The organism is Mesorhizobium newzealandense, assembly GCF_042682145.1.
Classification (GTDB): Bacteria; Pseudomonadota; Alphaproteobacteria; order Rhizobiales; family Rhizobiaceae; genus Mesorhizobium; species Mesorhizobium newzealandense.
Genome location: NZ_JBHUGZ010000002.1, coordinates 102,994 through 116,173, shown reverse-complemented (window position 1 = coordinate 116,173; position 13,180 = coordinate 102,994). Strand labels below are relative to the sequence as shown.

At 63.0% G+C, this 13,180-nt stretch carries 15 protein-coding genes and 1 pseudogene; 9 read left to right on the top strand and 7 right to left on the bottom strand.

Going from position 1 to position 13,180, the window contains the following annotated elements; all coding sequences use genetic code 11:
* Positions 1 to 165: 165 nt before the first annotated feature.
* The 5 genes from ACFSOZ_RS04700 (at position 166) to ACFSOZ_RS04680 (ending at position 4,308) form a co-directional block, all read left to right on the top strand.
* Positions 166 to 507, top strand: a complete 342-nt coding sequence (locus ACFSOZ_RS04700; RefSeq protein ID WP_379094193.1) for a hypothetical protein — start codon at positions 166 to 168, stop codon at positions 505 to 507.
* Positions 508 to 520: 13 nt separating this feature from the next.
* Entirely contained in the window at positions 521 to 1,222 is a 702-nt protein-coding gene (locus ACFSOZ_RS04695; RefSeq protein ID WP_379094190.1) for a phosphatase PAP2 family protein, read from the top strand.
* A gap of 281 nt (positions 1,223 to 1,503) precedes the next feature.
* The gene (locus ACFSOZ_RS04690) at positions 1,504 to 1,782 is read left to right on the top strand and encodes a helix-turn-helix domain-containing protein (protein ID WP_183446797.1); all 279 of its coding nucleotides are present in this window, start codon (positions 1,504 to 1,506) and stop codon (positions 1,780 to 1,782) included.
* 63 nt (positions 1,783 to 1,845) lie between these two features.
* Complete coding sequence (locus ACFSOZ_RS04685) at positions 1,846 to 3,582, top strand: SulP family inorganic anion transporter (RefSeq protein ID WP_379094186.1); 1,737 nt, start codon at positions 1,846 to 1,848, stop codon at positions 3,580 to 3,582.
* Between the two features lie 183 nt (positions 3,583 to 3,765).
* Positions 3,766 to 4,308 (top strand): hypothetical protein, encoded by a 543-nt coding sequence (locus ACFSOZ_RS04680; RefSeq protein ID WP_379094183.1) that lies wholly within the window; start codon positions 3,766 to 3,768, stop codon positions 4,306 to 4,308.
* Positions 4,309 to 4,570: 262 nt separating this feature from the next.
* Here the strand turns inward: ACFSOZ_RS04680 and ACFSOZ_RS04675 are convergent, their stop codons facing one another.
* Entirely contained in the window at positions 4,571 to 5,215 is a 645-nt protein-coding gene (locus ACFSOZ_RS04675; RefSeq protein WP_379094180.1) for a glutathione S-transferase family protein, read from the bottom strand.
* A 151-nt stretch (positions 5,216 to 5,366) separates the two neighbouring features.
* Positions 5,367 to 5,981, bottom strand: coding sequence for a hypothetical protein (locus tag ACFSOZ_RS04670; RefSeq protein WP_379094177.1), 615 nt, complete (start codon positions 5,979 to 5,981; stop codon positions 5,367 to 5,369).
* 182 nt (positions 5,982 to 6,163) lie between these two features.
* Between ACFSOZ_RS04670 and ACFSOZ_RS04665 the strand changes: the two genes are divergently transcribed.
* The gene (locus tag ACFSOZ_RS04665) at positions 6,164 to 7,312 is read left to right on the top strand and encodes an amidohydrolase (RefSeq protein WP_379094173.1); all 1,149 of its coding nucleotides are present in this window, start codon (positions 6,164 to 6,166) and stop codon (positions 7,310 to 7,312) included.
* A gap of 204 nt (positions 7,313 to 7,516) precedes the next feature.
* Positions 7,517 to 7,990 (top strand): VOC family protein, encoded by a 474-nt coding sequence (locus ACFSOZ_RS04660; protein ID WP_379094964.1) that lies wholly within the window; start codon positions 7,517 to 7,519, stop codon positions 7,988 to 7,990.
* 39 nt (positions 7,991 to 8,029) lie between these two features.
* On the opposite strand, the pseudogene ACFSOZ_RS04655 reads toward ACFSOZ_RS04660, so the two are convergent.
* Positions 8,030 to 8,248 (bottom strand): annotated as a pseudogene (locus ACFSOZ_RS04655) (aromatic-ring hydroxylase C-terminal domain-containing protein); the annotation flags it as partial.
* 259 nt (positions 8,249 to 8,507) lie between these two features.
* Between ACFSOZ_RS04655 and ACFSOZ_RS04650 the strand changes: the two are divergent.
* Entirely contained in the window at positions 8,508 to 8,873 is a 366-nt protein-coding gene (locus ACFSOZ_RS04650; RefSeq protein ID WP_379094961.1) for a hypothetical protein, read from the top strand.
* A 146-nt stretch (positions 8,874 to 9,019) separates the two neighbouring features.
* On the opposite strand, the gene ACFSOZ_RS04645 is transcribed toward ACFSOZ_RS04650, so the two are convergent.
* From ACFSOZ_RS04645 to ACFSOZ_RS04635, 3 genes are all read right to left on the bottom strand, one after another.
* On the bottom strand, positions 9,020 to 9,946 hold the full coding sequence (locus ACFSOZ_RS04645) for a DMT family transporter (protein ID WP_379094170.1): 927 nt from the start codon (positions 9,944 to 9,946) through the stop codon (positions 9,020 to 9,022).
* Between the two features lie 130 nt (positions 9,947 to 10,076).
* The gene (locus ACFSOZ_RS04640) at positions 10,077 to 10,703 is read right to left on the bottom strand and encodes a DNA-3-methyladenine glycosylase (protein ID WP_379094167.1); all 627 of its coding nucleotides are present in this window, start codon (positions 10,701 to 10,703) and stop codon (positions 10,077 to 10,079) included.
* The gene (locus ACFSOZ_RS04635) at positions 10,682 to 11,062 is read right to left on the bottom strand and encodes a nuclear transport factor 2 family protein (protein ID WP_379094160.1); all 381 of its coding nucleotides are present in this window, start codon (positions 11,060 to 11,062) and stop codon (positions 10,682 to 10,684) included. The genes ACFSOZ_RS04640 and ACFSOZ_RS04635 overlap by 22 nt, the downstream gene beginning before the upstream one ends.
* Before the next feature lie 385 nt (positions 11,063 to 11,447).
* On the opposite strand from ACFSOZ_RS04635, the gene ACFSOZ_RS04630 reads away from it, so the two are divergent.
* A complete protein-coding gene (locus ACFSOZ_RS04630) occupies positions 11,448 to 12,077 on the top strand; it encodes a Cif family virulence factor (protein WP_379094154.1) in 630 nt (209 codons plus the stop codon).
* A gap of 242 nt (positions 12,078 to 12,319) precedes the next feature.
* Here the strand turns inward: ACFSOZ_RS04630 and ACFSOZ_RS04625 are convergent, their stop codons facing one another.
* Positions 12,320 to 13,180: an SMP-30/gluconolactonase/LRE family protein gene (locus ACFSOZ_RS04625; RefSeq protein WP_379094151.1), complete on the bottom strand. Its 861-nt coding sequence runs from the start codon at positions 13,178 to 13,180 to the stop codon at positions 12,320 to 12,322.

Here is a 13,180-nt window from a genome sequence, read left to right as displayed (position 1 = left end):
CCCCCTGACCGCCCTTCAATCGATAGCTGGGCGATGCCAGCACATTGAGCCTCCCTCTTGCTGTTGCCAAGACCTACGTTGATCAACGTCGCTTGACGTCCCGGCACGCTTCGGAAACAAGGTCCGCGAGACACGCGGCGCGAGCCGCTTCGAGAGGGGTGGGACGTGAGCTTTTCGGGGTTGCTGCAGCTTGGTTTTTCGACGGTGATCTTCCTGCTGGCAGCGACGGCGGCCAAGCAATGGGGTCTGGCGCCAAGCCTCGGCAAGATCCTGCTGACGCTTGCGCTCTATTCGCTGGGCAATCTGGTCATGCTGCGGCTGATCCGCGAATTCGGCATGTCGGTGTCGTTCAGCCTCTCGGCCGTCATCCAGCTAGTGTCAGTGAATGTCGTCGCCCTGGTCTTCTTCGGCGAGCGCGTCAACGCGCTGCAGGCGACCGGCATCGTTCTGGCGATCGCCGCCGTGGCGCTGATCACGCTCGGGCCCTATCTGCAAGGGCGGTTGTAACAGGCGAGTGCCGATGAAGAACGCCGCGAACGCTCTCATGAACCGGGTCGAATTCCCGGTGCTGCTGGCCGGCATGGTCATCGCCGGCTGCCTGTGGGGATTCGAGGAGTTGATGGAGGTGGCGCGGGCCACCACGCCGCACGCCTTCGACACCGAAATCCTGCTCGCCTTCCGCCAGCCGGGCCAGCCGGGGGTGCCAATCGGCCCGCTTTGGCTGGAGGGCGCGATGCGCGACATCACCAGCCTTGGCAGCGCCAGCGTGCTGGTGCTGATCACGGCGGCGACGATCGTCTATCTTCTGTTGATCCGCCGGCCGGCGACGGCGCTGCTCATCTTCGTTGCGGTGGCGGGCGGCCAGATGCTGTCGAGCCTGCTGAAGCTCGGCGTCGACCGGCCGCGGCCCGAGCTGGTTTCGCATCTCGTCAACGAGACGTCGCTCTCATTCCCAAGCGGGCATGCCATGCTGTCGGCAGTGACCTATCTGACCCTCGGCTCGCTGGCGGCCCGCTTCCTGCCAGGCCGGGTGACGAAGATCTATGTGTTGTCGTTCGCCGTGCTGACGGCGGTGCTGGTCGGCGTCAGCCGCATCTATCTCGGCGTCCACTGGCCATCGGATGTGCTGGCCGGCTGGTGCGCCGGCTTCGCCTGGGCGATGCTGTGCTGGCTGGCGGCGCGGGCTCTGCAACGATGGCGCGGACAGGGCGACAAGGCCTGACCGGCCGCCGTCAGATCAGCCTGTTGATCAGGTGTCCGCAGCCCGTCAGCAGGAAAACCACCGACAGCAAGCATGCCGATGTCATGAAGGTCCTGAAAATAGTCAACCGCGTTACCCCCTACCCCAGATGGAACACCTCTAGCTCGCATTCCTCAGGAAGTATCTGAAAAATGGACAAGCAGGCATGCCACTTACGCCTCAGACATTCATATTGATGCTTGAAACATCACAATAATGGTATTATACGCTAGACCTGCAGACTCAGACGGGGATTTCGGCCGATGATCACTGCCGCGCAGATGCGCGCCGCAAGGGCGCTGGCCGGCATCGATCAGAAGACGCTCGCCGAACGCGCCGGCGTTTCGCTGCCGACCATCCAGCGCATGGAGGCGAGCGACGGCGTGGTCAGGGGCGTGGTCGATACGCTGATGAAGGTCATCCAGGCTCTCGACGAGGCCGGGGTGGAGCTGATCGGCGAGAACCAGACCAGCGAGCGCGGCGGCAGGGGCGTGCGCCTCAAGCCGGTCGTGCCGCCAGATCCGAAAGCTGAGCCGGCATAAAGTCGCGACGGCGACCGCCGACAGTCCTGCCGACGATCCCGCCGCCTTCTGGAGCGGAAGGCCATGGATCAGACGCAGCGGGCAGTGCATCGACCGACCCAGAAGTCGGCCCAAAGGTCGGCGAAGCCGACATTTTCCGAATTGTTCACGCCAAAACTGGTGACGGTCTGGCGCGAAGGTTACCGCCTGCCGCAGTTCAAGGCCGACTTCATGGCCGGCCTGACCGTCGCTATCGTCGCGTTGCCGCTGTCGATGGCGATTGCGATTGCCTCGGGCGTGACGCCGGAGCGTGGGCTGTTCACCGCCATCGTCGGCGGCTTCATCGTCTCGGCGCTGGGCGGCAGCCGGTTCCAGATCGGCGGGCCGGCCGGCGCCTTCATCGTGCTGGTGGCAGCAACGGTTCAGCGCGAAGGCGTCGACGGGCTGCTGCTGGCGACGATGATGTCGGGCGTCTTCCTGCTCGCCATCGGCTATCTCCGGCTTGGCACCTACATCAAATTCATCCCCTATCCGGTGACGGTCGGCTTCACCGCCGGCATCTCGATCATCATCTTCTCCGGCCAGATCGTCGAACTGTTCGGGCTGAAACTCGGCCGGCCGGAGCCCGGGCCGCTGCTGCCGAAACTGGTAGCGATCGGCGAGGCGGCCGGCACGCTCAACATCTCGGCGACGCTGGTGGCGGTGCTGACCATCGTCACCATTGTCGCGGTGAAACACTGGCGGCCGGGCTGGCCGGGCATGCTGATCGCCGTCGGCATCGCCTCGCTGATGGTGGCGCTGCTGGCGCTGCCGGCGGAAACGATCGGCACGCGCTACGGCGGCATTCCGCGCAGCCTGCCGTTTCCGGCGCTGCCGGCGCTCAGCCTCGACAAGGCGATCGCCGTGCTGCCGGACGCCTTCGCCTTCGCGCTGCTCGGCGCCATCGAATCGCTGCTGTCGGCGGTCGTCGCAGACGGCATGACGGGACGTCGGCACCGTTCCAATTGCGAACTGGTGGCGCAAGGCTTCGCCAACATTGCCTCAGCCCTGTTCGGCGGCATCTGCACCACCGGCACCATCGCCCGCACCGCGACCAATGTGCGGGCCGGCGCGCACGGGCCGGTTTCGGGGATGCTGCACTCTGTCTTCCTGCTGGCCTTCATGCTGGTGGCCGCACCGCTCGCCAGCTACATCCCACTTGCCGCCCTTGCGGGCGTGCTGGCGGTGGTCTGCTGGAACATGTTCGAGAAGCAGGCCTTCGCCACGCTGCTGCGCGCCTCGCGCGGCGACGCGCTGGTGCTGTTGGCAACCTTCCTGATCGTCGTCTTCCGCGACTTGACCGAAGGCATCGTCGTCGGCTTCGCGCTCGGCTCGATCCTGTTCATCGACCGTATGGCCAAGTCGATCGCGGTGGAGGCGGATTTGCCATTGGTGCAGGACGATGTCGCCGACAGCAGCGGCCGCGCCTATGATGCCAGCGAGGCCAGCGACGCCGACACCGTCGTCTACCGCATTTCGGGCGCTTTCTTCTTCGGCGCTGCCTCGACTGTCGGCACCGTGCTCGACCGCATCGCCGACCAGCGCAGGAACTTCATCCTCGACTGTTCGGCCGTGCCGTTCTTCGATTCGACGGCGGCCAATGTCATCGAGGGCGCCGCGCACAAGGCCAAGCGCGCCGGCGTCCGCTTCATCATATCAGGCGCCTCGCCGCAGACCCGGCGCATGCTGATCAACCACGGCGTCAAGCGACCGCTGGTGACCTACGCCGCTTCGATCCGGGATGCACGAGCGCAGCTGAACGGGAAACGGGAGACGGAATAGCAAGCAGGACTTGCCGGCCGGTGGTTGCACCATCAGCATGAACCACTCGCCGTACATTAGGTATAGCTAAGGCTTCATTGTCCGGAAGCATGCGATCTGCTACTGTTTTGATACCGACAAACGGCTCTGGATAGCCGCGCGTCCGACATCATGCACAAGACCAACTCAAACCGGAGAACGGCCATGAAACGGCTTCTGACGGTCGCTGCCCTTTTGGCGGCGAGCAGTTTGTTTACAATGCATAGAGCAGCGGCCGATGATGCTGCGATGATCAAGAGCGCTGAATCCGCCGCGCCCGCCACAGTGGGAAGCGGCGCTGCGATCTACGCCATGGATGAGAAGGGTGCCACGCGAACGCTGCGCGAGGGCAAAAACGGCTTCTGGTGCATGCCGGACAGCCCTTCCACGCCTGGTCCAGACCCGATGTGTGGCGATGCCAACTCGATGGAATGGGCAATGGCCTGGATCGAAAAAAAGGAACCGCCCAAGGGCAAGGTCGGCTTCATGTATATGCTGTCCGGCGGCACCGACGGCAGCAACACCGACCCTTATGCGACGAAGCCCGCGGAAGGCAACAATTGGGTAGAGACCGGCCCGCACGTGATGATCGTCAACGCAATGGACATGATGCGGGGCTATCCGACGGATGCCAAGCCGGACACGTCCAAGCCCTATGTGATGTGGGCGGGCACTCCCTACGCACATCTCATGATCCCGGTTAAGTAGCTGAATAAAGGCCACGCGGGCGCAAACGCTTGTTTCGCCCGCGCCTGTCGGCCCAAGGCTCTTTGTCGGTGAGGGTCTTTCGTACACAGCACGAGCGACGGAGCATTCCCGCTTCAAGACGATCGCGGCGGTCAAGGCTGAACTGAAGCGCCTGGGCTATTAGCCGCCGCGGAGGTCGCAGAATGCTGCCGCGGTCGCCTCGCTTGCCGGCACAAATTGTCCGCTGGTTGAATGTCAACTTTCGAACCCAGAATCGCGTTCATCAGCCGGTCGATGCGGCGGTGAAAACCGCCAATTGAGCGTCGAAAGCACGCTTGAAGGCGGGCCGCGCTTCGCCGCGGGCGACATAGGCGGCGAGGTTCGGATCCAGCAGACCCGATCCGCTCAACCGGCGCAGGACTCCCACCATCACGAGGTCGCCCGCGCTGAACGCACCATCGAGCCAGTCGGCATCACCCAGGCGATTGGAAAGCTGGCCCACCCGGTCACGGATGCGCTTCTCGACAAGCGGCAGACGCTGCTCGTACCAGATCTCGTCGCGCTCAAGGAACCTCGCGGTTTCCCGTTCAAGGATCGGCGGCTCAACCGTGCCGAACGCGGCGAACATCCAGGTGATCGCGCGCGCCCGGGCATCGGCATCGTCCGGCAGCAGGCCCGCATGGCGCTGCGCGATATGGAACACGATCGCGCCTGACTCGAACAGAGCGAGATCGCCTTCTTCATAGGTCGGAATCTGCCCGAAAGGATGCAGCGCACGATGCGCGGGCTCCTTCATCTCTGCGAACGAAACAAGGCGAACGTCGTAAGGTTGGCCCACTTCTTCGAGTGCCCAGCGAACACGCATGTCACGTGCCTGTCCTCTGCCGCGGTCGGGCGAGCGCTCAAAGGCTGTGATGGTGGGTGTCATTGGAAGGCTCCTGGTGGTTGCTCGGTGAGGTGTCCAGTTCTTGCTTGCCCCACAGGACGAACGGCCGGCGTGATTTCCGACAACCAGCCTGCTTTTTGCCACCTGTTTCGTCGCCCGAACCCGAGTGCTCCCGGCTCCGCTTACAGCCGCGCTAGCGCAGCAGTCCCTCGTCTTCGAACGCGTCCCAGCCATCCAGTCTTGGCCGTGCGGTGTCTGCTTCGCGGGCTTTCCTGGCAACAGCGGTCTTGCCCTTTCCTGCACGCGTCAGTGCGGCCTTTCCGGCCGCGCGCCGCCTGTTTTCGGCGGCTTCCCGCACGTCCTCCTCTCTCCAGATGGCCGGCAGGTCGCGATCCAGGACGTCCTCGATGTGTCGCGGGTCGAAGACGTGGAAGGTGACGGCCTTGGCTCGGCCGCGCAACTTGACGGTGCGCGTGCCGATGCTGGGCAGTCGACCGTCCTTGAGCCATTTGTGACGTTCTCGGGCAGAGATCGTCAAAATGTCCTCCGCCTCGCGCGGAAGCACGGGCAGGTCCTCTATGCCGTGCAACGCCCTCAAGATTTTCGCCGAGGCAGCGCTGAACTCAGCCGCCGCGGCTTGCGGCATACGCAATGCAATGTGCCCGGCCTCGGCCTTGACGCATCTACTCGCTGCCCACGGCAGCCGCGCCCGTATCTCGCGTTCGATCCCCTTCGCACGCACCGACGATCCAAGCGTCGCCGATGGCGGTAGCGGCCATTCGGCAATCAACAGCGGGGGCTTACTCATGCTTTTCCCGGACGTTACCGGTCCAACCTACGATTCCGGATGCAGAATTCAACTCAGCCGACGCTTTCCGGTTCCTCAATGCCGATTTCCGTTCCGAAAATGCCGCACGTATCGTCGAGCTTTGACGACGCCGGGAGAACTGCGCATGTTAGGGAGAATTGAGCCTGAGCGGAGAGGAAAAATTGACCCTGACCAATCGAGACGTCGTCGAGCTTACGGCGTGGCGGCGCAAGCTGCACCAGCATCCGGAAATCTCGAATGAAGAGGAGAGGACCGCGAGAGAGGTCGTCGACTTCCTCGCGGATACAAGGCCGGACGCGGTGTTGACTGGATTGGGTGGGCACGGCGTGGCGGCGATCTATGAAAGCGGCAAGCCGGGACCAACGGTGTTGTTCCGCTCGGAACTCGATGCGCTGCCGATCCACGAACTTTCGGGCGCGCCCCATTCATCAGTGGTGCCGGGCAAGTCGCATATGTGTGGCCATGACGGACACACCGCGATCCTGGCAGCACTTGGCCGTCAGTTGGGGCGCGAGAGGCCCGCTCAAGGCCGTGTCGTGTTGATGTTTCAGCCAGCGGAAGAAACCGGCAATGGTGCTGCCGGCGTTGTCGCCGATCCGCGCTTCGGCGCGATCGCGCCGGATTTCGCGTTCTCTCTGCACAACCTGCCTGGCGTGCCGCTCGGCGAGGTACGGCTCAAGACGGGCGTGGTGAACTGTGCCTCACGCGGCATGCGCATCGTGTTGGAGGGGAAGACCGCGCATTCGTCGATGCCCGAGACCGGCATCTCGCCGATGATGGCGATCAGCCAGCTGATGCCGGCACTACCTGCACTTGGACTCGGAACCTTCGCCGACGACGAATTCAGCATGGTGACCGTCACCCATGCCGAGATGGGTGAAGCCGTGTTCGGCATCGCGCCCGGTCATGCCGAGGTCTGGGCGACGCTGCGCACCCGGCGCGACGACCGCATGGCCAATTTGTGTGCTGCCGCGGAAGCTCTGGTCATGAGAATCGCTGGTCAGTATGGCCTTGCTGCTCGGTGGGACTACCACGAGATATTTGTTGCCAGCGTCAACGCACCGGAGGCGGTGGAGCATCTGCGACGCGCGCTCGATGAAGAGGGCGTCTCGCACGGCGAAGAAAATCTGCCGATGCGCGCCTCGGAGGACTTCGGCGTGTTCGGCCACACGGCAGCATCGGCGATGTTGTTCCTTGGCGCGGGCGAACGGCACCCGGCGCTGCACAACCCCGACTACGACTTTCCAGACGACCTGATCCCGATCGGCTCAAAGGTGTTCATGCGCACAGTGCGCAACCTTCTGGCTTGACGTTAGCCAAGTCACCGCTAGTGCAGAAACCCCGACATTCCGCCGGCTCATAGGGACATCGTTCGTGGCCTGGGGGCGGAACATCAGATGGTCTGAGCGCATTCTATGTTCGTGGGGCACCGTCGAGGCCGACTGTGAACCGCCCCGGGGGCGTGGGAAACCGGGCCGGAATGGCTTCAAAAGCGAAAGGGACAAGCAATGGCAATTGCCAAGAACACGATCTGCCTGTGGTACGACAAGGACGCCGAGGCTGCTGCCCGCTTCTACGCCGAGACTTTTCCTGACAGCTCGGTGAGTGCCGTCCACCGTGCTCCCAGCGATTATCCGTCCGGCAAGGCGGGCGATGTGTTGACGGTCGAATTCACGGTCGCCGGCATCCCCTGTCTCGGCCTCAATGGCGGGCCCGCGTTCAAACCCAACGAAGCCTTCTCGTTCCAGATTGCCACTGACGATCAGCAGGAGACTGACCGCTACTGGAACGCCATCGTCGGCAATGGCGGTCAGGAAAGTGCATGTGGTTGGTGCAAGGACAAATGGGGCGTCTCCTGGCAAATCACCCCGCGCGTGCTGACCGAGGCGATGGGTGCCGGCGGCGATGAAGCAAAACGCGCGTTTGATGCGATGATGGACATGAAGAAAATCGACGTCGCCGCGATCGAGGCGGCGCGGCGCGGCTGACGGTGTCAGGCGGATAACGCTTCAGGCAGGTTCACGCGCCTATTCGACTTCGCCAAACCATTGCGACGCGACCTGAGCGGCTTCCTCATAGTCAGGGGCAGTGTCAGCGGCCCAGGCGACGAAGCCATCGGGGCGCACGAGCACAGCGCTCAGGCCCAGCCGATCCTTGGCGTCGCCTGCTACATAATTGATCCGCCCAGTCCAGCGGCTTGCAAGCGCTTGAAGCGGCGCACGAGCGTCAAAGTCCAGCAACAGGCCTCATCCCTCCCTGAGGACCTCGCGCGATTGATCTGCAACGGGTACGGCTGCAGCGGTGGCCAAGGGCAACGCCATCGGGAGCGCTGCCCGTCCGACGTGACGACCGTCAGCTTTGCGCCAAAAGCATTAGAGATTCCGGTTCTGCGTTGTGAAAAATGACTGACAACGATAACCGTGTCTCCGGCTGCCTCATCGGAGATATCTCCCTGTGGAAGAAGAGATTCGTGGACTCAGCACTATGCTTTGGGAAGGCTTTCGGATGAGAACTGCAATCTTGGTCGCTTTGGCCGCGACATTGGCTGGATGTGTGACCTCTCCGGTCGTCTACGAAGCGTCGCTTTCGCAGCAGGACCCGAAATGGGTGTCGCCGGAATGCCAGCAAGCGCGTATGGCGGCCTCGGACTACGAAACTCGCGAAAAAGAGCATCCGGGGTGGGGCTTCGGCGTCTTGCTTGGTCCGTACTCATTGGGGCTCGTGGCGGCCATCAAGGAGCACGAGCAGAAGCAACGAAAATTGTTCTCTCGCGAGGTGCACTTGCGCTGCTCGAGTCTTCCCCTGCCAGGGGAGCTGCAGGGCGATTCAAGCGCCCAGGACGCGATCGCAAATCAGACGAAGTATCCGTAGACATCACGCTCGGCCGTCCTTCGAGACGAAGCGGAGGTGCCCGCACTGTGCTGGATGGCTCGGGTGCTTCAGGATACTCTGGAGCGGTTCGAGGGCCCGTGCTCCAATCGCGTGCGGCAACCTTTCGCCAGGGAAGACAGGCTTGCTCAAACTGTCGCTTCGATCGGCTCGGCAAGCTTCGGATTTGCCCGCGCGGCGATCAGGCAGCCGGCGACGATCAGGCATGCTCCTGCCAGCGTGGTCCAGGCAGCCTCCTCGTCGAAGAAGAACCAGCCAAGCGCGATCGCCCAGATGAAGGCTGAGTATTCCGTCGGGATCAGATATTGCGCCTCGGCGCGGGCGTAGGACCAGCTCATCAGGAATTGCCCGGCAAGCGACAGCACCGTCACCCCGGCCAGGGGAAGCCAAAGATGGGTTGGCAATGCAACGGCGAGCCACGGCGCGGCGAGGCCGAGGATGATGGCGACGCAAAGGTTCTGGAACAACATGATCTCGATCGGCTTGGCCAACTGCGCCTGTTGCCGGGCGAGGATCAAATTGTAGCCGTAGAACACCGTCGACACGAGCACCGCTGCCGTGCCGAGCATGGCATCTTGCGAATAGCTTGCCTGGCCGAACTGGCCGGCCATGATGATCGCAACGCCCGCAATGCCGGCCAGCGATGCCCAGATTGCCTGCCGCCGGATTCGTTCGCCCAGCAACAGCGCGGCGAGGAAGAGAGCGAACAAGGGTGCGATGAAGCTGAGTCCGATCGCCTCCGCCAGCGGCAGCCTGGCGAGCCCCCAGAAGAAGCATATCAGAACGATGCCGACAACGGCGGCACGCAGCGCATGCAGCCTCAGTACCGCAAGGGTTGGCCGGGAGCGCGGCCCTGCCGACCAGGCAGCGCCCGCGACGACAGTCGCGACCATGCTGCGCCACAGCACCGTGTTGTAGACGCCGACGGCGATAACCAGGGTCTTCATCGCCGCATCCATCCCCGACAACAGGAAGATCGCGAGCGCGCATACGAGCACAGGGATCATCGGGGAAACGGCGCCGGTCAGGCTGGGTGTCTTCACGGCTTCACTCATGTGGCAGCCGGATATCTCAGGGCGAACCGCAGGACCAGATGGCAGGCCCGCCGATATGGCGGTCCAATAAGTAGGGATGGAGCGCCGGTCCCCCTTTGACGTGAGGGGGAGGGCGCGGCTGCGGGGTCCCTTACGCGTTGAGCGATCCTGGACCGCTGACGAACGGACTCTTCCTGACATAAAACCGCAGCAGGCGGTCCGCATCCTTCGAAATGCCGATCCTGATGCTTTGCCCGATTTCGCCGGCTTCGTGGCCGTCGCCTGCGAGCCACAACGGGCCTTGCCGGCAAAGGTCGAGTCCGTCGAGCGAACGATCGATCCGCAATGCCTGGGCCAGCCGTCCAGGTCCCCGCGCCAGGTCGCGCAGGCGCTCGATGCCGCGATTGAGCTGCATGATCGGAATGCCTTCGAGCGGCTCGAGGGCCCGGATCAGGACGCCGGTTCCGATCCCTTGCATCTCGCTCGAGACATTCAGCATGGTGGAGATGCCGTAGGCGAGATAGACATAGGCGTGCCCGCGCTCGAGAAACAGCGATCGGTTGCGCGGGGTCATCCCCCGGTAGCCATGCCCGGCGGCGTCGCCGACGACATAGGCCTCGGTCTCGACGATGCGACCGCTTGCGATGCCTTCAGGCAGCTCCCGCACCACCACCTTGCCGATGAGATAGCGGGCGAGGGAGACCGTATTCGCCGGCAGCTCCGCGCGGGCGAGCGGCGAATGATCATCCCTGCGGTTCACGGTATCCGCTCGACCCATTGCGCGCGCGAAGGCCCCGGCTCGAACGGATCGCCGAAATACTGCGTCTCGCGGGCCACCTTGCCATCGAGGAACTCCATGATGCTCACGGTGTAAGACGGCCGCCCGTCATAGGCCAGGACATATTCAGTGACCCAAAGGTCGCCCGCGCCGATGATCCGCCGCACCGTGAAGCGCTTCCGGTTTGGCTGCGCGGCACGAGACGATTGAATGTTCCTTCGCCCACGGATGCGCTCTCCCGATTGCGGATAGTCGAGCACCGCGTCCTCTCGGTAGATCAGGTGCTCCTCCTCGAAATCATTCGCATCGGAGGCAGCCCAGTGGCGATCCAGAGCAGCGCGTATTTCCCGGTCGTCCATATCAAACCTCTCGTCGCCCTCGATGCTGGGCCGGCGCACCATACGCCGGCCTGGAGCAGGAACCCGAAAAGTGGGTACCGGTTTTCGGAAAAGATCATGCTCAAACAACAGATAAAGCAGGCCTTCCAGGGAGGCAGGAGGGCCGGCGCGAAGGCTGGGTGGCCGGTCGGATCACGACACTCGCGAAGCTAGCTGACAATGTCGGGGGGCTTTCACGTTCAGGTGATGTTCCAGCCCGGTGACTTGAAAAATTGGCATATGCCGATAACTATTGATGGCATGTACCATCATTGTCGATCGGGAGCAGGAGACGTGAAATGTCGGATCTAAGGATCTAAAAAGAACGGCGGGTGACGTTAAGGGCGCCAACACCGCCAGTAGCTGCATGATCCGAAAAACGATCACCGCCGAGACCACGGCGCGGACGAAGTGCCATTTGGGCGAGCAAGTGCGCCGGCGGAAGCCTGCGCTGAAACCAAGAGAGGTCAGTGTGACCCATTCCACAAATTCGATGATCGCCGCGATGCTACGGCTGTCGGCTCCCTATAATCGCTATCTTGCGCTGCCGGCCGCGCTCCTTTTTCTCGTAATGACAGTCACAGGCGGACATGCATCCGCCGCCGCAAACGAAACCGAGGCGCGAGCCCTGTTTACGAGATTCGTAGCCGCGCAGAATGCGCACAACGCGGGCGATGTGAGAGACATGCTCTGGAATTCGCCCAGCATGCTTTTGTTTTCGCGAGGCGTGGAAACGAGAGGACCCGAGGCGGTCGCTGCATGCTTCAAGGAATACTACGAAGGCACATGGCATCTCAAACCCGACATGTCGCATTTTCGCGTAGCCGCGATCTCCAACGATGTAATGCAGATTCTTGTCCCCATCGTTTTCACGCGGGGCCTTCCGGGCGACACGCCACAGGACGGCACATTTCTGATCAGTCAGACGTTCGTCCGCGACGCAACCGGTTGGCATGTGGCTTCCATCCTGCCGATCGCAAACACCACACTCAAATAGCCGCAACGCGAGCCCCGCCAATTCTCGCGGCGACCGAAACATTCTTGAGCGGCGAGCCCAGATGAAATCTGACGCGCTCTCCTACTCCCTCGCTTTCAGCTCAAGCAACTCGACCTCAACGCGACGTCGGGAATTGGCGCTGGCGAAAGTTTCGTGAGCCGATCGGGAGGCGACGGTCCTCGCCGACGAATGACTGTCCATCTCACGGCTGTTGGGTCTCGTAGGCTCTGAGGCGCCAGCTCTCAGTCGAGCTTCAGCGCGGCGACTTCGCCCTCGTTCATCAGCGGCACATAGAGGATCGACTTGCCGTCGGTGCCGATGTCGGCGGAGCCCGGCTTGAAATGCGCAACCGCTTCCGGCGCGCCGCCGGCCCTGTAGCGATAGAGCGTGCCGGTCATGTAGGCGGTGGCGTAGATGGTGTCGCCGATGGCGATGACGCCGTCGAGGTCGGCGAATTTCTGCGCACCTGGCAATGGCGAAACCACCTTGCTGGCGAGATCGACCGACAGCAGCCCGCCCGGCTCGGCAGTGCTGAAGTCAGGCTTGATGCCCTTGCCCCAGGAGGCGACGATCAGCCTGTCGCCATCGGCAAAGACGCCATTGGGCGAAGCCAGCGCCGCATCCCTTGCGAACAGTTCAGGCCGGTCATCGTCGATCCGGTAGATCGCATCGGCCAGCATGTCGGTGACATAGACCTTGCCGGATTGATCTGATGTCATGTCGTTGAGGAAGACTGCATTCGGCACCGTGATGCTGGCGACGAGCTTGCCGCTGGCCAGATCGACGACGCGGACCTTGGTGATGTCGGCGACATAGAGCTTCCCGCCCGAAATCGCCATGCCCTTGGGCGCGTCCATGCCGTCGGTCCAGTGCTGGGTGACCGTCTTGCCGTCGATCGAAAGCACCGACAGATAGCCGTTGCCGTCGGCGTCGCCGGGATTGCCGACGATGTTGGAAACGATGATGCGGTTGTTGGCGGCGTCGAACAGCGCCGATTCCGGTTGTTCGAAGCCCGTCGCGCGCCAGAGCTCGCCCGCCTGGGCGGCAGGCGCCGCCGCGATGCCGATGACTGCGACGAGGGCTGAGGTGATGAAGCGGTTCAT